Consider the following 20,453-nt stretch of genomic DNA (forward strand, 5'->3'; position numbering starts at 1 on the left):
TATGCAGCAGCTGATTGTTATCGGAAACGGTATGGCGGGGATGCGCATGGTGGAAACCCTGCTGCAGCGTGCGCCAGGACGTTATGCGATTACCGTCATTGGCCGCGAACCCGAGGGAAATTACAACCGGGTGCTGCTGTCGCCGGTGCTGGCGGGGGAGAAAACCTTCGCTGAAACCCTGATTCATTCCCCGCAATGGTATGCAGAGAACGGTGTCAGGTTGCTGGCGGGGGAAGAGGCCGAGTCGGTGGACATCGACGCCCGACTGCTGCACACCGACCAGCGCACCCTGAGCTGGGACAAGCTGGTATTTGCCTGTGGATCGCAGCCACGGATGCCGTCACTGCCAGGCATCGGACAGCCCCATGTGCTGGGATTCCGCACCTTACGCGATGTGGAAAAAATGCAGGCTGAGGCGGGACCGGTGGTGGTGCTGGGCGGTGGCTTGGTTGGTGTTGAGGCGGCAGCGGCACTCTGCCTGCAGGGGCGCGCAGTCACTTTGCTGCACCATCGTCCCTGGCTGCTGGATCGTCAGCTGGATGCCCACGCCGGGGCACTGTTGCAGCAACATCTGACCGCGCGTGGTATCGACTGCCGTCTCGGGGTGTCGTTGCAGCAGGTGGGGTCGCAGCAGGTGACGCTCACCGATGGCAGCCAGATCGCCGCACAGCAGGTGGTGATTGCCATCGGCGTCATTCCGGAGATTGCGCTGGCGCAGGCGGCGGGCGTGCCTTGTCAACGCGGCATTCTGGTGAATCGCCAGTTGCATACCGCGATCCCCGGTATCTATGCCCTGGGTGAATGCTGCGAGATTGACGGGGAAACCTTCGGCCTGGTCGCACCCTGTCTGGCACAGGCGGCGGTGCTGGCCGGAAGCCTGGCAGGGGAGCCGGTGGATGATTTTTATTACCAGGAGAGCGGCACCCGGCTCAAGGTCAGCGGCATCGAGATGTTCAGTGCCGGAGACATGAGTGAAGCCCCTTCGCTGACCAGCTTCGACCCGCTAGCGGGACACTACCAGCGGCTGTACCTGCGTGATGGTGTGCTTTCAGGCGTGCTGTTGTTTGGTGACAGCAGTCCGGCAGCAACGTTACTCACCCGATTACAACGGACCGAACGCGTTGATATCAATGCGCTGTTTGGCCTGGACAACAATACGACGCAGCCAGTGGCTGCAGGAAGCACAATGATGAGCAAACCCATTCTCGCAGTCGTGGGCCACGGTATGGTTGGCCACCATTTTCTTGAGCAACTGGTCAGCCGCGAGCTGCATCAGCAATATCATATTGTGGTGTACGGCGACGAGCCGCAGATGGCTTACGATCGCGTGCATCTGACCGAGTATTTCACGGGCAAAAGTGCTGACGACCTGTCACTGGTAAGTGACAACTTTTTCCAGCAGCACGGCATTGAGTTGCGTAGCGGTTGCGAAGTTAATGCGATTGACCCGCAGCGCCGCAGCCTGCGCGACAGCCAGGGGAACGAACTGGCGTGGGACAAACTGGTGCTGGCGACCGGCTCAGTGCCGTTTGTGCCACCGGTGCCAGGCCATGACCTGCCGCGTTGCTTTGTCTATCGTACGCTGGCGGATCTCGATGCTATCGCCGCCTGTGCGCGTGGGGCGCAACGCGGGGTGGTGATTGGTGGCGGTTTGCTGGGTCTGGAGGCGGCTAATGCCCTGAAGCAACTGGGACTGGAAACCCACGTTGTTGAGTTTGCCCCACGCCTGATGGCCGTGCAGCTGGATGACGGTGGTGCGCAAATGCTGCGTGGCAAAATCAGCGCCCTCGGGGTGCAGGTGCACACCAGCAAGGCGACGGAAGCGATTGAGAGCCAGCCGGACGGCAGCGTGCAACTGCGTTTCGCCGATGGCAGCCTGCTGGATAGCGACCTGGTGGTGTTTTCCGCCGGGATCCGCCCGCGCGATGCGCTGGCGCGTGCGGCGGGCATTACCCTCGGTGAACGTGGCGGCATCGTCATTGATGATGGCTGTGCGACCAGCGTGCGCGATGTGTATGCCATCGGGGAATGCGCCCTGTGGCACGGACAAATTTTTGGTCTGGTGGCACCCGGTTACCAGATGGCGCGGGTGCTGGCCGGACGACTGGCTCAGGAAGAGACGGCCTTCAGCGGCGCGGACATGAGCACCAAACTTAAGCTGCTGGGGGTGGAAGTCGCATCATTTGGCGACGCTCATGGTCGTACTCCGGCCAGCCAGAACTATCAATGGATCGATAACCCGAAAGGCATCTACAAAAAGCTGGTGGTGTCTGAGGATGGCAAAACCCTGCTGGGTGGCGTGCTGGTGGGAGACAGCAGCGATTACGCCAGCCTGCTGCAAATGATGCTGAACAAAATGGCGCTGCCGGAAGCGCCTGAAAGCCTGATTCTGCCGCAACTGGCGGGGTCGCCGGCCAAAGCACTTGGCGTTGCCGCGTTGCCGGACAGCGCGCAGATTTGCTCCTGCCACAATGTCAGCAAAGGCGACATCTGTGCTGCGGTGCAAAGCGGCTGCGGTGATATGGCGACGTTGAAAAGCTGCACCAAAGCGGCCACCGGTTGTGGGGGCTGCAGCGCGCTGGTGAAGCAGGTGATGGAGCATCAGCTCGCCAGTCTCGGGGTTGAAGTGAAGAAGGACATTTGCGAGCACTTTGCCTGGTCACGCCAGGAGCTGTATCACCTGATCCGCGTGGGTGAGATCACCACGTTTGATGAGTTGCTGGCCCAGCATGGTCGTGGTCATGGCTGCGAAATCTGCAAGCCGTTGGTGGGGTCACTGCTGGCCTCCTGCTGGAATGATTATCTGCTTAAGCCCGCGCATCTGCCGTTGCAGGACACCAACGATCGCTACTTCGCTAACATCCAGAAAGATGGCACCTACTCGGTGGTACCGCGCGTACCCGGTGGTGAAATCACTCCGCAGGGCCTGATTGCGATTGGTGAAGTGGCGGCGCAGTACGATCTCTACACCAAAATTACTGGCGGGCAGCGTATCGACCTGTTTGGTGCGCGTCTCGATCAACTGCCCGCTATCTGGGAAGCGCTGATTGCCGCCGGATTCGAAACTGGCCATGCCTATGGTAAATCGCTACGCACGGTTAAATCCTGCGTCGGATCGAGCTGGTGCCGCTACGGCGTGCAGGATTCTACCGCCTTTGCCATCGCGCTGGAGCATCGCTACAAAGGCCTGCGAGCGCCGCACAAAATTAAAATGGCGGTATCCGGCTGTACGCGCGAATGTGCGGAAGCGCAGAGCAAAGATATTGGCGTAATCGCCACCGATAAAGGCTGGAACCTGTATGTGTGTGGCAATGGCGGTATGAAGCCACGCCATGCTGATCTGTTTGCCAGCGACCTGGATGACGACACCTTGATCCGTTATGTCGATCGCATTCTGATGTTCTATGTCCGCACTGCCGATCGTTTGCAACGTACCAGCGTATGGATGGACAACATGGAAGGCGGGCTGGCGTATCTGCGTGAGGTGGTGATTGACGATGCGCTCGGCATCGGTGCCACACTGGAGCAGGAGATGCAGCGGGTGGTGGATCGTTATCAGTGCGAATGGCACACCACGCTGGCCGACCCGTCGCGCCGTGCGTTGTTCAGTGCCACCATCAACAGCGACCAGCCGGACGAAACCCTGCATTACAGTGAAGTACGTGGCCAGCGTCAGCCGGCGGATAACCTCAGTATCCCGGTCCTGACCCTGCCAGTGGAACCGTGGCATGCCATCTGTGATGAGGCGGCGATCCCGCCTGCGGCAGGTGTCGGGGCGCGGCTGGGTCAGCAGCGCGTGGCCTTGTTCCGCTTCGGTAGTGCCATTTATGCGCTGGAGGATATTGAACCGGGTACTCAGGCCAGCGTGTTGTCACGCGGCATTCTCGGTGATGTGGCCGGGGAACCGGTGGTGATCTCGCCATTGTATAAGCAGCGGATACGCCTGCGTGACGGACAAAGTCTCGACAACCCCCAGCTGCAATTACGTTGCTGGCCAGTGCGGGTTGAGGGTGGCAAAGTCTGGTTGGGTAATCAGCCGCTGCTGGCCCTGGCGGCAGCATCATGAAAACCACCTGTCCCTACTGTGGCGTGGGTTGTGGCGTCGAGATCCATGCTCCTGATGCCCCGGTCAGTGGCGACCGCCAGCATCCCGCCAACTTTGGCCGCCTGTGCGTCAAGGGTTCTGCGCTGGGGGAAACCCTCGGGCAGGAGGGGCGTTTGCTGTGGCCGCAGGTAAAAGGCCAGCGTGCCAGCAAGGGGCAGGCGCTGGATTATGTGGCCACAGGATTGCGTGACATCATCCGTCAGCATGGCCCACAGGCAGTGGCGTTTTATGCCTCCGGGCAACTGCTGACTGAAGATTATTATGTCGCCAATAAACTGATGAAAGGTTTTATTGGTGCCGCCAATATCGATACCAACTCGCGGCTGTGTATGGCCTCGGCAGTGGTGGGGTACAAACGGGCCTTTGGTGCCGATGCGGTGCCTTGCTGCTATGAAGATATTGAGCAGGCGGATCTGGTGATTCTGGTGGGGTCCAACGCCGCCTGGGCGCATCCGGTTGCCTGGCAGAGGCTGGTGCAGGCGAAGCAGCAGCGGCCCGGGATGAAGCTGGTGGTTATCGATCCGCGACGGACCGCCAGCTGCGATCTGGCCGACCTGCACCTGGCCCTGCGTCCCGGCAGCGATAGCGCCTTATTTGCCGGATTACTTAACTGGCTAAGCAGCGAGGGTGGCATCGATAGCAGCATGTTGCCGCACCTCGACCATGTCGAAGCGACGCAGGCGGCCTGTACTGACTGGGATCTGGCCGCCGTTGCCCATGCCTGCCAGCTGGATCAGGCCAGCATCCTTGCTTTCTGGCAGCTGTTCACCGCGCATCCCCGCGTGCTGACGTTATGGTGCATGGGGATCAACCAGTCGCAGACCGGCAGCGACAATAACAACGCCATCCTTAACGTGCATCTGCTGAGCGGCAAAATTGGCCGCGCTGGCTGCGGGCCTTTCTCGCTCACCGGCCAGCCCAATGCCATGGGCGGGCGCGAAGTTGGCGGCCTGGCCAATCAACTGGCCGCGCATATGGGGTTTAGCGTGGAAGAGGTGGATCGACTGGCCCGTTTCTGGCGCAGCGAGCGGGTAGCCTCTCAGCCCGGACTGAAGGCGGTGGAACTGTTCCAGGCGGTTGAGCGCGGTGAGGTAAAAGCGGTCTGGATTATGGGCACCAATCCGGCGGTGTCGATGCCGGAGGGAAATCGCGTGGCTGAAGCGCTGGCGCGTTGCCCGCTGGTGATTGTCTCGGAGGTGAGTGCGGCCACCGATACCAGCGCTTATGCCGACGTGCTGCTGCCCGCCCAGGGATGGGGGGAAAAGAATGGCACTGTGACCAATTCGGAACGCCGCATTTCGCGGCAACGCAGTTTTGTTGCGCCCGCCGGGGAAGCGAAGCCGGACTGGTGGTTGCTGGCTCAGGTGGCTCAGCGCCTCGGTTACGGAGACGCTTTTGGCTGGCAGCATCCGCATGAAATCTTTATTGAACATGCAGCACTGTCTGGCTTTGAAAATCAGGGGCGTCGTGCGTTTGATATCAGCGCCCTGGCAACGCTCAGTCGTGAACAGTATGACCAGTTGCAGCCGGTGCAGTGGCCGGTTAACACGGCTGCCCCGGCAGGTACCCCGCGGCTGTTCAGCGATCGCCGCTTCTTTCATCCGGATGGTAAAGCCCGTCTGCTGCCGGTAGCCATTCCGTTATCTACCCCATCGTCCGAACACTATCCGTTGCTGATGAACACCGGGCGTATCCGCGATCAGTGGCACACCATGACGCGTACCGGTGCGGTGCCGCGGTTGATGCAGCATTACGACGAACCTTTTGTATTGCTGCATCCGCATGACGCGGCGGCACATGGCCTGAGTCAGGGCGATCTGACGCGGGTGCAATCACAACTTGGCTGGTGGTGTGGACGGGTGAATATCGATAACGGCCTGACGCGTGGACAGCTGTTTATCCCGATGCACTGGACGCGTCAGTTCAGCGCCCAGGCGAATGTCGATGGGCTGGTGGCGGCGCGTTGTTGTCCGGATTCCGGGCAACCAGCTCTCAAGCAAACTGCCGTGCGTCTGCAACCGCTGCGTCCGCAGTGGCAGGGCTGGTTGTGGCAGCGCGAGCAGGTGGATCCCCAGCATGTGGATTATTGGTCACGCGCGCCGCAGCCGGGTGTACAGCGTTATGTGCTGGCCGGGCAGGGAGCACCTGCCGATTGGTTACAGCAACAGCCCGGTGCAACTGAACTGCAATGGCAGCAAGCCCAGGCAGGTCAGCAGTTGCATCTGTTGGGCTGGCGCGATGGTCAGCTGGTGCGGGCATTCTATGCCGCCCCCTGGTTACCAGAGATTGACCATTCCTTTGTCGCGTTGGGATTCAGCGAACATCCAGCAACGGCGCAACAACGTCATGCGTTACTTGGCGGACGGCCTGCGCAGGGGGAGAGCCAGGGACGGACTATTTGCAGTTGTTTTGGCGTCGGTGAAGTCGCCATCCGACGTGCCATTGAGCAGGGTTGCCACTCTCCGGCAGCGCTGGGCGCAACGCTCAAGTGCGGCACCAACTGTGGCTCCTGTATTCCGGAGCTGAAACAACTTATCAGCGCGCTTCAGGTAGCGCAGTAGCGGAGGCCATCATGACCCAGGCAATTGAGACACTGGATAAACTGTTTAACCCGCCGGGATTGGATGCGCCACAGGGTCAGGTATGGCTGGTGGGTGCCGGGCCGGGCGATGTGGAGTTGTTGACGCTGAAAGCGCTGCGGATGATCAAAAGTGCGGATGTGGTGGTCTATGATCGGCTGGTCAGTGATGATGTCATGGCGGAAGTACCCTCCAGCACGCTGGCGATTGATGTCGGTAAAAAACCGGGCAGTCATGGGTTAAAACAGGCGCAGATCAATCAACTGCTGGTGGATCTGGCGCGTAGCGGGCGCAATGTGGTGCGTCTGAAGGGGGGCGATCCTTTTATTTTTGGTCGTGGTGGGGAAGAGATGGTTTTTCTCCAGCAGGCCGGAATTGGTTGTCAGGTGGTGCCAGGGATTACGGCCGCTGCAGGTTGTGCGGCAGCCAGCGGTATTCCACTGACCCATCGCGAATGCGCCCAGTCGCTGCGACTGATTACCGGGCACGGTAAAACCGGCGAGCCGCAGCTGGATGATCATAGCCTCGCCGCCACCAATCAGACGCTGGTGTTTTATATGGGGCTGAAATGGAGCGCCAGTATTAGCGTACAGTTGCAGGCGCAGGGGCGAGAACCGACCACGCCGGTTGCCATCATTGAGAATGGCACGCGACCAGAGCAACGGGTACTCATCACCACCCTGGAGCAGCTTAGCGAGACAGTAGCCCGCGAGCGGCCGCAATCACCCGCGTTGTTGCTGGTGGGTGAAGTGGTGCGCTTTTATCGCGCGACCAGCGTCGCAAACGCGGCACATTGCGCTATGGTGTAGCCGCGCGATTCATCACGCCATTTTCTGCGATGCCCTGTCCTGAAAGGGCATCGTTTTGAAATGACTCTTTGCTGATACTTTCCTGAACACCCCGCGATATCATCAGTGCAGGCGGTAATTTCCCTTATGGCTAAATAAGCTGACATTTTCCCCCCTTAATCCACGCTTTAGCGTCCGCGCCTTTTGGCATCCTATGCTCAGAATTCCAGTCAGCAGAGGTATGTCGTGGCTGAAGACAGTAGCGATGAGGACAAAACAGAATCGCCCACAGCGCACCGACTTGAAAAAGCGCGTGAGGATGGGCAGATTCCGCGTTCGCGCGAGCTGACGTCATTACTGATGATGTTATCCGGCATTATGATTTTATGGCTGGGTGGCACCAGCATGGCGCGACGGCTGGCGGCGATGGTGGCGACCGGTTTTCGTTTTGATCATGGCATGGTCACTGATGACAAAGTGATCGTGGCGCATATCAGTACCCTGATTGGCCAGGCGGTGCTGGCGGTGCTGCCGCTGATGGCCGGTTTAGTGCTGGTGGCGATGGCTGCACCCATGCTGCTGGGCGGTATCGTCATCAGCGGTAAATCTCTCAGCCTCGATTTAACCAAACTTAACCCGTTAAGTGGTCTGAAACGTATGGTTTCAGGACAAACCTGGGCTGAGCTGCTGAAAGCCATCCTCAAGGCGGTGTTGGTGGGGGCGGTGGCTGGTTGGTATGTCTGGTCACATTGGCCGGAGATGCTGCGTTTAATCAGTGAATCCCCCATGAACGCGCTGGAACATGGCATGAACATGATTGCTGTGTGCTGTGTGCTGGTGATGCTGGGTTTGATTCCGATGGTCGGCTTCGATGTGTTTTGGCAGTTGTACAGCTACTTCAAAAAATTACGCATGTCGCGCCAGGATATCCGTGACGAATTCAAACAGCAGGAGGGCGATCCTCATGTTAAAGGGCGAATTCGTCAGGCGATGCGCGCCGCTGCCCGACGCCGCATGATGGCTGACGTACCCAAAGCCGATGTGATCGTCACCAACCCGACGCATTACTCGGTTGCGCTGCAATATAACGAGAAAAAGATGAGCGCGCCGAAGGTGATCGCCAAAGGTGCCGGAGACGTGGCGCTGAAAATTCGCGAACTGGGCAAAGAACATCGCGTACCCATTCTTGAAGCACCGCCGCTGGCGCGTGCGCTATATCGTCATACCGAAATTGGTCAGTTCATTCCGGGGGCACTTTATGCGGCGGTGGCCGAAGTGCTGGCGTGGGTCTGGCAGCTGAGACGCTGGAAGCGTGAAGGCGGCATGATACCGAAGAAACCTAATAATCTGTCGGTCCCGGCAGAGATGGACATTCCAGGAGAGAACAGAAACGATGGCTAATCTGGCCGAAAAGCTGCGGCTACCGGGCAACTTCAAAGACACACAATGGCAGGTACTGGCTGGTCCGGTACTGATCATGATGATCCTGTCAATGATGGTGCTGCCGTTACCCGCGTTCATCCTTGACCTGCTGTTTACCTTTAACATTGCGCTGTCGATCATGGTTTTGCTGGTGGCAATGTTCACCCAGCGCACGCTGGATTTCGCGGCATTTCCTACCATTCTGCTGTTCTCCACGTTGCTGCGTCTGGCGCTTAATGTCGCCTCGACACGTATCATCCTGCTGGATGGTCATACCGGTGCCGCAGCGGCAGGACGCGTGGTGGAAGCCTTCGGCCACTTTCTGGTCGGTGGTAACTTCGCGATTGGCATCGTGGTGTTCATCATTCTGGTCATCATCAACTTTATGGTTATCACCAAGGGTGCTGGCCGTATCGCTGAGGTGGGAGCGCGCTTTGTCCTCGATGGGATGCCCGGCAAACAGATGGCGATTGACGCCGACCTGAACGCCGGTTTGATCGGTGAAGAGGAAGCCAAACGCCGTCGCTCAGAGGTGACCCAGGAAGCTGACTTCTACGGTTCGATGGACGGTGCCAGTAAGTTTGTACGCGGCGATGCCATCGCCGGGATCATGATCATGGTGATAAACGTGATCGGTGGCCTGCTGGTGGGTGTAGTTCAGCACGGTCTGGATCTGGGGCACGCAGCCGAAACCTATACGCTGCTGACCATCGGTGATGGTCTGGTGGCGCAGATCCCGGCACTGGTCATCTCGACCGCTGCGGGTGTTATTGTGACGCGCGTCAGTACTGACCAGGACGTTGGCGAGCAGATGGTGGGCCAGCTGTTTAACAATCCGCGCGTACTGATGTTAAGTGGTGGGGTGATTGGTTTGCTGGGCCTGGTGCCTGGAATGCCTAACTTTGTATTCCTGCTGTTCACCGCTGGGCTATTGGGTCTGGCCTGGTGGTTGCGTGGCCGTCAAATGCAGCCGAAGAAACAACCGGAAGCGTCCAGCGTGGTGAAAAGTCAGGAGACGCCTGCCACGGTTGAAGCCTCATGGACCGACGTCCAACTGGAAGATTCACTCGGTATGGAAGTCGGGTATCGCCTGATTCCGATGGTCGATCATTTGCAAAATGGTGAACTGCTGGGGCGTATCCGCAGTATCCGTAAAAAAGTGGCGCAGGAGGTGGGCTTTCTGCCGCCTGTGGTACATATTCGCGACAACATGGAACTGCCGCCCGCACGTTACCGCATTTTGATGAAAGGGGTGGAAATTGGCAGCGGCGATGCCTATCCGGGACGCTGGATGGCGATTAACCCTGGCACCGCAGCCGGCACCCTGCCGGGTGAAGCGACTGTCGACCCAGCCTTCGGCCTGGCGGCTATCTGGATCGACAGTGCGTTGAAAGAGCAGGCACAAATTCAGGGCTTCACCGTGGTGGAAGCCAGTACCGTGGTCGCAACGCACCTCAATCATCTGATTGGACAATACGCCAGCGAGTTGTTTGGTCGTCAGGAAGCCCAACAGCTGCTGGATCGTGTGACGCAGGAAATGCCGAAACTCACCGAAGATTTGGTGCCGGGCGTGATCACCCTGACCACGTTGCATAAGGTCTTGCAGAACCTGTTGACGGAGCGAGTGTCGATTCGTGATATGCGCACCATTATCGAAACGCTGGCCGAACATGCACCGGTACAGACCGATCCGCAGGAGCTGACCAGTGTGGTTCGCGTGGCGCTGGGTCGTGCCATCACCCAGCAGTGGTTCCCGGGCAACGGGGAAGTGCAGGTGATCGGTCTGGATGCCACGCTGGAACGTCTGTTGTTACAGGCGTTACAGGGCGGCGGCGGTCTGGAACCGGGTCTCGCCGATCGCTTGTTGCATCAGGCACAGGATGCGCTGCAACGTCAGGAAATGCTGGGTGCGCCGCCGGTGCTGCTGGTTAACCATCCGCTGCGCGCATTGCTGGCGCGCTTCCTGCGCCGCAATCTGCCGCAGCTGGTGGTGTTGTCTAATATGGAGCTGACGGATAACCGCCAGATTCGTATGACCGCCACCATCGGAGGTAAATAACATGCGTCGCGTCTGGCCGGGTCTGTTGCTGTTATTACCCCTGTGGGCAGTGGCGGCGGACGGTGCGTGGCATGCCAGCGCCAGCGGGCCGACTCTCGGCGCGCGCGGTAACTGGCTGGCTTCTCCGCCGCTGCGTGCCACAACCAAGGTGCAGGGAACGATTTCACAGGTGAGTTGGCGCTATCAGCTGAGCCGTCCGGCACCGTCCGGGCTGGTGGTGCGCCTTTGTGCCAGCCAGCGTTGTGTGCTGCTGGAGGGGGCGAGCGGGACGACGCGCGGTTTGGCGCACATCGCTGCTGATGAAACGTTGCACCTGGCTTTTGGATTTAACGGCAGGGGGGCGGTGCCGCCTGGCCTGCGCGTGGTGAGCAGCGAAGTTACTGTGAATTATCACTAGCCCATAAAAAAACCCGCCTTCTGGCGGGTTTTTCGTATTACATACGTTCGACAGTTTTAATGCCGAGGGTATCGAGACCCTGCTTCAGCGTTTTCGCTGTCAATGCCGCCAGTTGCAGACGGCTATTACGCACCTGCTCATCTTCCGCCGACAGGATCGGGCAGTGCTCGTAGAAGCCCGAGAACTGACCCGCCAGATCGTACAGATAAGCACACATCACATGAGGTGTCCCGTCACGAGCAACCTGAGTAATGACTTCTTCAAATTGCAGCAGACGCGTTGCCAGCTGGGCTTCACGCTCTTCAGTCAGTACGATCTCGCCTTGCAGGCCGTCGGCTTCAATGCCGGCTTTACGGAACACCGACAGCACGCGGGTGTATGCATACTGCATGTAAGGCGCAGTATTGCCTTCAAAGGCCAGCATATTGTCCCAGTCGAAGACGTAATCGGTGGTACGGCTTTTTGACAGGTCGGCGTATTTCACCGCGCCGATGCCCACCACTTCCGCCAGATCCTGCAACTCCTGCGGTGTCATATCCGGGTTTTTCTCACTGACCAGCGCCAGTGCGCGTTCAACCGCTTCGTCCAGCAGGTCAGCCAGTTTGATGGTGCCGCCGGTACGGGTCTTGAATGGACGGCCATCTTTGCCCAGCATCATACCAAATGCGTGGTGCTCCAGCGGCACGCTCTCAGGCACGTAACCGGCTTTACGCACGATGGTCCATGCCTGTTGCAGATGCTGATGCTGGCGTGAATCGATGTAGTACAGCACGCGGTCAGCATGCAGGGTTTCGTAACGATATTTCGCACAGGCGATATCGGTGGTGGTGTAGAGATAGCCACCATCTTTCTTCTGCACAATCACCCCCATCGGTTCGCCTTCCTTGTTTTTGAATTCATCAAGGAACACCACGGTTGCGCCTTCACTGATCACCGCCAGACCTTTCTCTTTCAGGTCTGCAACGATGCCCGGCAGCATGTCGTTGTACAGGCTTTCACCCATCACATCTTTACGCGTCAGGGTAACATTCAAACGATCATAAACTTTCTGGTTCTGACTCATGGTGATGTCGACCAGCTTCTTCCACATGGTGCGGCAATATTCATCGCCACCCTGCAATTTCACCACATAGCCGCGCGCGATTTCGGCGAAAGCTTCGTCTTCGTCATAAGTGCGCTTGGCTTCGCGGTAGAAGGCTTCGAGGTCAGCCAGTGCGATATCTTCATGATGTTCGTTCTGCTGTTTTTCCAGGTAGGCAATCAACATACCGAACTGCGTACCCCAATCACCGACGTGGTTGGCACGGATGACATGGTGGCCGAGAAACTCCAGCGTACGCACCGCAGCATCACCGATGATGGTGGAACGGACGTGACCTACGTGCATTTCTTTCGCCACGTTCGGTGCGGAATAGTCAATCACCACGGTTTCGGGTGCCACGCTGCTAACGCCAAGACGGGGTAATACCAGCGCCTGCGCCGCCTGCTCAGCCAGCCACTGGCGATCGAGGAAGATATTAATGAAGCCGGGACCGGCGATTTCGACTTTGCTGGCAATACCGTGCAGATCAAGATGCTGGATCACCTGCTCAGCCAGCTGACGCGGTGCCTGACCGAGCTTTTTTGCCACCGCCATGATACCGTTCGCCTGGTAGTCGCCAAATTGCACCTTAGCGGACTGACGAACCTGGGGTTCGCAATCGGCAGGCGCACCTGCCGCGATCATTGCCTGACTGACTTTGTCGGAAAGAAGAGCCTGAATATTCACCGCGTTACCTTCATATGCTGAAATGGCCCGCCTGCCATGAGCGAGCCGTTGTCGTCATCCCGCAGAGGCGTTCTCGGGCTGGCGGGACGGAAAAAAATAAGAGGGGAAGTATACGTGAAATGATAGAGTGCGTCAGCAATCGGTTCAGGGCGAACAATAGCGGAAATTGCAGCGCCGGTTAACGGCGCCGTGTAAAGCGACGAGGATTTTTAACGCTTTTGTCTTCACGCACCTTCCAGTGGCGGGAAATTGCAAATCCCATCAATGCAATCAGGACCGCGACAACAATGAGCATAGACATAGGGCCATTCCTTTTATTTGAGTAGTCACAAATTTATAAGAAAGGATTTCAGGCTGCAATTGTTTGCAGGCTAAATAAGACTTATCTCATTGTATTAATTATGTTTATTAAAAACAGATGGTTAAAGTACTTTCATAAAGTAACTTTTGGACCTGGGGTTGCGATTAATCCGAATTGAAAGGCAGTTTTATACGGTTTTACGGGGTTTTAGCGTCGAAATCAGATGATTCCGACAGTTATGCCTGAAGAAATTCAGATTCTGCAAGAGTCTGCATTGATTAAAAGATCTAAACTAATCGTAAGGTGATTGACGCATGACGATGATTTTTCCTTCGGAACTGAAGGATTTGGAACAGGACCTGCTGCGCTTTGAACAGGCGTTACTCCAATTTGCTGAACGTTTGGGATTGCAGCTCGATCAACACGAAGCCGATCATGTGGCAGTTCGCTGCCATCAGTACGCTACGGCTGAGCGCTGGAAGCAGGGTTTGTTGCAAATCGGCAGCCAGTTCTCTGAAGCTATGATCAATGGTCGTCCGATTTGTTTGTTCAAACTGCATCAGCCCATGCAGCTGGCGGGATGGCAGGTTGAGGTGATCGAGTTGCCCTGGCCGGGTGAAAAACGCTATCGGCATGAAGGATGGGAACATGTGGAAATTGTGTTGCGTGGTGAGCCGGAAACGCTGGGCATGCGGGCGATGGCGCTGCTGGCCGATGAAGCGCTGATGCAACCGGGAATTTCGTTTAAAACCAGCACCCCGCAGGGCGAAAAGGAGCGTTTGCCCAATCCGACCCTGGCAGTGACGGATGGGCAAACCACCATTAAGTTTCATCCGTGGCGACTGGAAGAGATCGTCGCCAGCGAACAGGCCTAACGCCGGGTTGCCACCGCGCGTTGCAGACGCGCGACAGCTTCCTCCAGCGTGGCGAGGGTACAGCCAAAATTGAAACGAACAAAATTATCGTCGCCAAAGTCGCGTCCTGGTGAGAAACCCAGACCGTGCTGTTCAAACCACCGTGCCGGGCTGGCAACGGCAAGCTTGCTGGCATCGATCCAGCCCAGGTAGGTCGCTTCTGGGGATACCATGCTGAGCTCGGGCAGGGCATTAACCTGTTCCACCAGCCAGTCACGATTGGCGCGCAGATAATCAAGCTGTGCTGCCAGCCAGGCATCCCCCTCCCGCCAGGCTGCCTCTGCTGCGACCAGTGCCAGAATATCCACCGCGGGCACAATCCCCTGACGCGTCTGATTAAAACGTTTACGTAATTCCGGGTTAGGGATGATCGCCATTGATGCGCCCAGCCCGGCAATGTTGAAGGTTTTCGATGGTGAAATCAGCGTGATGCTGCGCTGTGACGCGTCTTCGCTGAGTGATGCAAAAGGAACGTGCTGCACGCCGGGGCTAAGGATCAGGTCGCAATGAATTTCATCAGAGCAGACGATCAAATCATATTGTTGCGCAAAGGCCAGCTGTGCCTGCAACTCGTCACGTCGATAAGCGGTGCCGCCCGGATTTTGCGGATTGCACAGCATTAGCAAACGTTCATTACCCTGCATCTGTTCATTGACCACCGCCAGATTCATTAGCCAGCGCTGATTTTCTAACTGCAGCGGCAAGTGGATTTGACGTCGATCCGCCAGTTTAGCCGCAGCGCGAAACGGGGGATAAATCGGGTCTGGAGCGACGGTGCTTTGTGCGGGGTCGGTAAATGCGCGGACCGAAAGATTCAGGCCACTGACGACTCCCGGCAATAACACAATCCATTCCGGCTGGATATGCCAGCCATAGCGCTGCGCCAGACGGGAAATCGTGATATCAATCAATCCGGTTGGCGTAGCGCCGTAACCAAAAACACCGTGCTCTGCCCGGTTTTTTATCGCAGTAATCACGCATTCCGGGGAGCGAAAATCGGTGTCGGCAACCCATAATGGCAGTACATCCTGATCGCCATATTTGTGCCATTTCAAACTATCGCTGTGACGGCGGTCTATCCATTGGTCAAAATTGAATGCCATAGTTAGTTTTCCACGTAAACTGTCTTCATTGAGCAGACTAACTTAAGCAATCTTCCCGAGCCAGAAGTCATGTGAAAGGAGAAAAGTATGACGAAACTGGAAATATGCTGCTATGGCATCGACTGTGCAATGACTGCGCAGCTGTCCGGTGCTGACCGAGTGGAACTCTGCAGCGCACCCCGTGAAGGCGGGCTGACACCTTCTGCGGGCGTGCTGGAAGCGGCACGACGGCAGGTGACAATTCCGGTGCATCCGATTGTCCGGCCGCGCGGCGGTGATTTTTGTTATACCGCCCACGAGTTCGAAGTGATGAAATCGGATGTGGCGCTGATGCGTGAACTGGGTTTCCCCGGTCTGGTTATTGGCATGCTGGATGAAGATGCGCATGTGGATGTCGCCCGTATGCGCCAGATTATGGCGTTGTGTGACGGCATGGCAGTGACCTTCCATCGCGCCTTTGACTTGTGCCATAGCCCAAAACGTGCGCTTGAGGTACTGAGTGATTTGGGTATTGCGCGCATTCTGACTTCGGGTCAGCAGCAAAGCGCGGAAACCGGAATTCCATTATTGCGGGAACTTAATGAGCAAAACGTGGGTCCAATCATTATGGCCGGGGCAGGGGTGCGTCTTAGCAACCTGCAGAAGTTTCTGGATGGTGGCATCCAGGAAGTTCATAGCTCGGCAAGCCGCTTAGTCGCCTCCCCGATGCGCTACCGCAAAGCTGGGGTGTCGATGTGTTCTGAAGCGGAAACCGATGAATTCAGTCGCTACTGTGTTGATGGTGATGTGGTGGAAGCCATGAAAAGCATGATGCAGATGAACACCGTCCGGGTAGCCTGAAATCGCGCCAATTTTGCCGCGCAGCACGCCGAAAGCATGACGTGATGTTTGCAAGTACCAAACCCCAGTTTTTCTTGCTGGGGTTCTTTTTGTCTAAAATAAGCATTAACCTCAGTGGAACCTGGTTATACCACGTCGATGTCCCCTAACTGCGCGTAGCATCAAATATGACGAATCATAAAAATATAAATCCGTCAACCCGCTAATATTAAACTCACATAATCTCCATATTGTCATTACCATGAAGTGCAGAGAAAAGAACTTATTACAACTAAAAGCACGGATGATTTATCAACCACAACATTCGTGTGTCATCAATGTAGTACTTTTGGCTGGGGTAGATGGATATGACCATGATTTCACAGGAGAAACTCGTAACTCTGAATCGCATGCGAAACGGAACGGATTATAAGTTACGAGGTGATAAAGCAGTCGGTGTGGAAGTCAGACATGATAATGTACGAAGAAAACGTAAAGAGGTCACTTGCCGGAGCCTGGCACCATTGATGCGGGAAGGTTTAATTGATTTCGTTGTGGTAGTGAGTGATATGACACGCTATTACGAGGTCAGACTCACAGAAGAGGGTGAGAAGATAATAAGGAGTAAGCCACGATAATCTTACCCGGAATGGCATCCCGTCATCACTTTTAATGATGGATAAAGTATGAAACGTAGCGGCGTGATTTATCGCGCAATATCTTTTCGCGTCAATAATAACCCGCGCGATAAATCGCACCGCTACGCGTCAGGAACAGAATATGGCGCGTTATTGTCGTTTTAGCGACTGCTCGTAAATATCAATAGCATTGGCGATGATGGCTGCCTGAGATATCCCGGAATGACTCGCGAGCAACTCGATTCGATCGATGGTATTCAGGGGGAGTTTATAGGTTTTGGGCTTCATACCACGCTTTTCATCGCTGCGTTTCTGAATGTCGCTGGCTGATTGAATCATGCTTAAACCCTCCGTAGAGTTAGGATAGTAGGGTACGGCTGTTCTCATTAAGATTGCCTTAGGGATTATAAATGGGCGGCAGTGAGCTTAATCTCATGAATAGCCTCACTATAGTGGGTTAATCAGACTTGACTTTGTTCAGAAGAGTTTTTTTAGTTTTAAAATCTATGAAATCCAGCAATGGCAGAAACTAACATTAAATAGCGGATATAAATCGGGGTTAAATATTTAAAGTAAACTTTAAATAAATCCTGGTGATTCGTCTTTTACTGTTGTGTGATGAGCCTCCTTCCTCCTTTGTGATGATCTCCGCAAGCTGACCGTAGCGCATCATGAAAAAAGATGCTTACATTGAAAGTTAAGGCTATTCACGGATAACCATCATGAAATCCATCCCTTGTGCCGTTTTACTGCTGCTTTTCCCGCTCAGTGGCGCTGCGCTGGCTGTCAGCACCGTCTGTCCGCCGTTGAGCAAGAACATCACCAATAGCAACAACTGGATTATGCTGGGGGGGAATGCGAAAGGCGCTGTGCGCCAGGTGATTGCCGGTGAATTTGGTAAAGACGTTGATTCACAGAAACGTATTCTGGGGCAGTTTGATCCCTGTGGTGATTTGATGGTGGCGGATATTACTTATGATAAAAGCGAAAGTAATGTCGTGCTGAGCATGGAACAACATATTGCACGTGTGCAGGGCGGCTGGGTGGCGGAGTACGCCTATCTGGTGAAAGTCCTTAAAGAGGGGAAAGAAGTCGTGGTGGATAACCGGCAGGGCACCATTAACTGGCAGATGGGGCAGCGGGGTAACATCATCAGTTCCTCTGACAAATTTACCAGTATGGGCAAAAACGGCTTCACCGATACCACTTACCGTTATGACAAACATTTCCGCGTAGAAAGAAGCGTCGCACGTGGCAGCGATGCGCTGACTAACGGTGAGAGTACCTACAACTGGAATCCACAGGGGCTGGTGATCAGCGCCATCAGCGCACGCAGCAAAGATACCTATACCTATGACAATCAGTGGCGTGAGTTACGTCTGAATGGCACGGCGACCACACCGGTCAGCACCATCCGATCGGTGGATGAATGTCAGTTGTGGGATGAGGTAGGAAATTGCACGCTCAGTTATTTGCACGAAACCGAAGTGTTTGAGAAAGGAACCATCGAGCGTCATCTCAGCTCGGCTTACAAATATCAGTATTGGGATAAGCCTACTGAAGAACAGTGATGATGAATGTGTAGCGGCGCAATTTATTGCGCGTTTTTATCCCGGCATTGTTGCCAAAGAAGCGTGATAAATCACGCCGCTACACAGGTTGGATTATTTAACGGTTTTGCTGAACGCATCAACCGCCAGAATGGCATTGGCGATGTCTTCCGGTGCCAGATGCGGATTCAGGTTCTTCAGCGTATCGCCTTCGCTATTTGCCAGCGCACCCACCCGCACCAGATTCTCCCAGGACTCATGCTCCAGATGCAGTTCTTTCAGGGTGGTCGGCATATTAATCGAACGATAGAAGCGGATGTAGCGCGCGATCTCTTCATCCGGACGCTGCTCCAGCACCATCTGGGTCAGGGTGCCATAAGCCACTTTTTCACCATGGGTCAGATGGTGGATATCCCCGTCGATAGCGGTAAAACCATTGTGAATGGCATGTGCACCAGCCAGACCGGCATTCTCAAAGCCAAGGCCGGAGAGCAGGGTATTGGCCTCTACGACAGCTTCAACCGCTGGCGTTACACGTTTTTCGCTGACGGCGGTGTAAGCGCTGAATCCCCAGGTCAGCAGCGTTTCCTCACAGGCACGGGCGATCGCCAGTCCGGCGATGGTAGGATCGCCATTGACCATCGATTTGGCATGTGAACGCAACACCGCCTGTGCTTCTACCCAGGTAGCAAGACCATCGGCAATACCGGAGGCGAAGAGACGCACGGGAGCGCTGGCACAGACCGCGGTATCGACCAGTACCAAATCCGGGTTTTTGCTATAGAAGCGATAACTTTCAAACACGCCGCTGTCGGAGTAGATCACGGAAAGCGCGCTACATGGTGCATCGGTGGAGGCTACGGTGGGGACGATGGCGACCGGCAATTTGAGTTCATCAGCCACGGCTTTCACCGTATCCAGCGTTTTACCGCCACCGAGGCCGACAATCACATCGCTGCCGGTAGATTTCGCCAGTTGTGCCAGGCGGTTGATCTCATTGCTGGAGGCTTCGCCATTAAACGGCTGACGACTGAATTCAATGCTGGTGGCCTTTAAAGCCTGCTGTGTCCGCTCGCCAATCAGCTGCCAAACGATATCGTCGGCCACCAGAAAAGCGTGTGTACCCAGCTCTGCGATAGAGGATCCCAGTTCATCCAGCACGCCAGCGCCTTGCACATATTTCCGTGGTGAAGAGAAAATAAACTTACTCATAGCCATAACTCCTTTGGGTGAGAAAAGAGACTGGCATCAAACTGACATAGAAAAATGACGGTAATTTAACCATTGGTGGCAAGTTGAGAATTATTCTCAGTTACTCACGGGAGGTAACTATCGTCTTCCCCTGGTTGCAGCGTTAAGATAGCGGCAAATTTACAGGGAGCACGCCATGACTTTACTGATTTCATTTCTGTTTGCTATCACCATCCTCACCTTGACACCAGGCTTTGATACCGCACTGGTGCTGCGTACTGCGGCGGCCCAGGGCTGGAAACGTGCCTCGGCTACCGCGTTCGGTGTCACGCTGGGATGTTTGGTGTGGGGCGTGATGGTGGGCCTGGGTTTGGGTGCGTTGCTGTTGGCTTCAGAAATGGCTTATAACCTGTTGAAGTGGGTGGGGGCAGCGTATCTGCTGTGGCTGGGTGTGAAGTTGTTGCTGAATCCGCGTACTCAGACGGATGACGGGCAGGTTACCACCACAAAAGAACAAAGTTATTTCGCCTGTTTTAGTCGTGGGCTGTTGGGCAACATGCTGAATCCAAAAGTGGGGGTGTTTTACGTCACTTTCCTGCCGCAGTTTATCCCGGCCGGTGCGTCAGTACCGTTGTGGTGTACCCTGATGGCGCTGACCCATATGGCGATTGGTCTGGTGTGGAATGCGGTGCTGATTGGTGGCAGCCACTACTTTGCTGCGCACCTGCGTCGTCCTACCGTGTTGAAAGTGATGGATCGTCTGACTGGCTGCGTATTTATCGGTTTCGCCGCGAAGCTGGCGCTGTCGCGGCGTTAAAG

15 protein-coding genes are annotated in these 20,453 nt (G+C 55.9%); 10 read left to right on the top strand and 5 right to left on the bottom strand.

The window, feature by feature from the left end:
• Position 1: 1 nt before the first annotated feature.
• The 6 genes from nirB to flhE all read left to right on the top strand — a co-directional run bounded on the left by nirB (position 2) and on the right by flhE (position 11,350).
• A complete protein-coding gene (gene nirB, locus RCF31_RS01730; protein WP_416412290.1) occupies positions 2 to 4,066 on the top strand; it encodes a nitrite reductase large subunit NirB in 4,065 nt (1,354 codons plus the stop codon).
• Positions 4,063 to 6,666, top strand: a complete 2,604-nt coding sequence (locus RCF31_RS01735; protein ID WP_416412292.1) for a molybdopterin-dependent oxidoreductase — start codon at positions 4,063 to 4,065, stop codon at positions 6,664 to 6,666. The genes nirB and RCF31_RS01735 overlap by 4 nt, the downstream gene beginning before the upstream one ends.
• Positions 6,667 to 6,677: 11 nt before the next feature.
• On the top strand, positions 6,678 to 7,493 hold the full coding sequence (gene cobA, locus RCF31_RS01740) for a uroporphyrinogen-III C-methyltransferase (RefSeq protein WP_416412293.1): 816 nt from the start codon (positions 6,678 to 6,680) through the stop codon (positions 7,491 to 7,493).
• A gap of 225 nt (positions 7,494 to 7,718) precedes the next feature.
• Positions 7,719 to 8,873: a flagellar biosynthesis protein FlhB gene (gene flhB, locus RCF31_RS01745; protein ID WP_416412295.1), complete on the top strand. Its 1,155-nt coding sequence runs from the start codon at positions 7,719 to 7,721 to the stop codon at positions 8,871 to 8,873.
• Positions 8,866 to 10,953 (top strand): flagellar biosynthesis protein FlhA, encoded by a 2,088-nt coding sequence (gene flhA / locus RCF31_RS01750; protein WP_299451615.1) that lies wholly within the window; start codon positions 8,866 to 8,868, stop codon positions 10,951 to 10,953. Before flhB ends, flhA begins: the two co-directional genes overlap by 8 nt.
• A gap of 1 nt (position 10,954) precedes the next feature.
• Positions 10,955 to 11,350 carry a flagellar protein FlhE gene (gene flhE / locus RCF31_RS01755; protein WP_299451614.1) on the top strand — a complete coding sequence of 132 codons (396 nt, stop codon included), beginning with the start codon at positions 10,955 to 10,957 and terminating at the stop codon, positions 11,348 to 11,350.
• Between the two features lie 37 nt (positions 11,351 to 11,387).
• Here flhE and argS read toward each other — a convergent pair whose 3' ends face one another.
• Positions 11,388 to 13,118 carry an arginine--tRNA ligase gene (argS, locus tag RCF31_RS01760; protein ID WP_416412296.1) on the bottom strand — a complete coding sequence of 577 codons (1,731 nt, stop codon included), beginning with the start codon at positions 13,116 to 13,118 and terminating at the stop codon, positions 11,388 to 11,390.
• A 178-nt stretch (positions 13,119 to 13,296) separates the two neighbouring features.
• Positions 13,297 to 13,419 carry a hypothetical protein gene (locus RCF31_RS01765; RefSeq protein ID WP_299451610.1) on the bottom strand — a complete coding sequence of 41 codons (123 nt, stop codon included), beginning with the start codon at positions 13,417 to 13,419 and terminating at the stop codon, positions 13,297 to 13,299.
• Between the two features lie 314 nt (positions 13,420 to 13,733).
• Here RCF31_RS01765 and RCF31_RS01770 point away from each other — a divergent pair, with 314 nt between their 5' ends.
• On the top strand, positions 13,734 to 14,294 hold the full coding sequence (locus RCF31_RS01770; RefSeq protein WP_416412297.1) for a VOC family protein: 561 nt from the start codon (positions 13,734 to 13,736) through the stop codon (positions 14,292 to 14,294).
• On the opposite strand, the gene RCF31_RS01775 is transcribed toward RCF31_RS01770, so the two are convergent.
• Positions 14,291 to 15,436 (bottom strand): MalY/PatB family protein, encoded by a 1,146-nt coding sequence (locus RCF31_RS01775; protein WP_416412298.1) that lies wholly within the window; start codon positions 15,434 to 15,436, stop codon positions 14,291 to 14,293. The genes RCF31_RS01770 and RCF31_RS01775 overlap by 4 nt on opposite strands.
• Positions 15,437 to 15,523: 87 nt before the next feature.
• Here RCF31_RS01775 and cutC point away from each other — a divergent pair, with 87 nt between their 5' ends.
• Positions 15,524 to 16,276 (top strand): copper homeostasis protein CutC, encoded by a 753-nt coding sequence (gene cutC, locus RCF31_RS01780; RefSeq protein WP_084875425.1) that lies wholly within the window; start codon positions 15,524 to 15,526, stop codon positions 16,274 to 16,276.
• Positions 16,277 to 17,043: 767 nt separating this feature from the next.
• Here cutC and RCF31_RS01785 read toward each other — a convergent pair.
• On the bottom strand, positions 17,044 to 17,232 hold the full coding sequence (locus RCF31_RS01785; protein WP_084875423.1) for a ribbon-helix-helix protein, CopG family: 189 nt from the start codon (positions 17,230 to 17,232) through the stop codon (positions 17,044 to 17,046).
• 383 nt (positions 17,233 to 17,615) lie between these two features.
• Between RCF31_RS01785 and RCF31_RS01790 the strand changes: the two genes are divergently transcribed.
• Positions 17,616 to 18,464 (top strand): hypothetical protein, encoded by an 849-nt coding sequence (locus RCF31_RS01790; protein ID WP_084875420.1) that lies wholly within the window; start codon positions 17,616 to 17,618, stop codon positions 18,462 to 18,464.
• 93 nt (positions 18,465 to 18,557) lie between these two features.
• Here the strand turns inward: RCF31_RS01790 and RCF31_RS01795 are convergent, their stop codons facing one another.
• Entirely contained in the window at positions 18,558 to 19,655 is a 1,098-nt protein-coding gene (locus RCF31_RS01795) for a glycerol dehydrogenase (RefSeq protein WP_416412299.1), read from the bottom strand.
• Between the two features lie 175 nt (positions 19,656 to 19,830).
• On the opposite strand from RCF31_RS01795, the gene RCF31_RS01800 reads away from it, so the two are divergent.
• Positions 19,831 to 20,451: a LysE family translocator gene (locus RCF31_RS01800; protein ID WP_416412300.1), complete on the top strand. Its 621-nt coding sequence runs from the start codon at positions 19,831 to 19,833 to the stop codon at positions 20,449 to 20,451.
• Positions 20,452 to 20,453: the final 2 nt, after the last annotated feature.

Source organism: Pantoea sp. App145 (assembly GCF_047947045.1).
In the GTDB taxonomy this organism is placed as follows: domain Bacteria; phylum Pseudomonadota; class Gammaproteobacteria; order Enterobacterales; family Enterobacteriaceae; genus Pantoea.

What these genes read in the sequence shown, in the direction of transcription:
- nirB (WP_416412290.1), top strand. Translation starts at nt 2, where the DNA reads ATGCAGCAGCTGATTGTTATCGGAAACGGTATGGCGGGGATGCGCATG.
- RCF31_RS01735 (WP_416412292.1), top strand. Translation starts at nt 4,063, where the DNA reads ATGAAAACCACCTGTCCCTACTGTGGCGTGGGTTGTGGCGTCGAGATC.
- cobA (WP_416412293.1), top strand. Translation starts at nt 6,678, where the DNA reads ATGACCCAGGCAATTGAGACACTGGATAAACTGTTTAACCCGCCGGGA.
- flhA (WP_299451615.1), top strand. Translation starts at nt 8,866, where the DNA reads ATGGCTAATCTGGCCGAAAAGCTGCGGCTACCGGGCAACTTCAAAGAC.
- flhE (WP_299451614.1), top strand. Translation starts at nt 10,955, where the DNA reads ATGCGTCGCGTCTGGCCGGGTCTGTTGCTGTTATTACCCCTGTGGGCA.
- RCF31_RS01765 (WP_299451610.1), bottom strand. Translation starts at nt 13,419, where the DNA reads ATGTCTATGCTCATTGTTGTCGCGGTCCTGATTGCATTGATGGGATTT.
- RCF31_RS01770 (WP_416412297.1), top strand. Translation starts at nt 13,734, where the DNA reads ATGACGATGATTTTTCCTTCGGAACTGAAGGATTTGGAACAGGACCTG.
- RCF31_RS01775 (WP_416412298.1), bottom strand. Translation starts at nt 15,436, where the DNA reads ATGGCATTCAATTTTGACCAATGGATAGACCGCCGTCACAGCGATAGT.
- cutC (WP_084875425.1), top strand. Translation starts at nt 15,524, where the DNA reads ATGACGAAACTGGAAATATGCTGCTATGGCATCGACTGTGCAATGACT.
- RCF31_RS01785 (WP_084875423.1), bottom strand. Translation starts at nt 17,232, where the DNA reads ATGATTCAATCAGCCAGCGACATTCAGAAACGCAGCGATGAAAAGCGT.
- RCF31_RS01790 (WP_084875420.1), top strand. Translation starts at nt 17,616, where the DNA reads ATGAAATCCATCCCTTGTGCCGTTTTACTGCTGCTTTTCCCGCTCAGT.
- RCF31_RS01795 (WP_416412299.1), bottom strand. Translation starts at nt 19,655, where the DNA reads ATGAGTAAGTTTATTTTCTCTTCACCACGGAAATATGTGCAAGGCGCT.
- RCF31_RS01800 (WP_416412300.1), top strand. Translation starts at nt 19,831, where the DNA reads ATGACTTTACTGATTTCATTTCTGTTTGCTATCACCATCCTCACCTTG.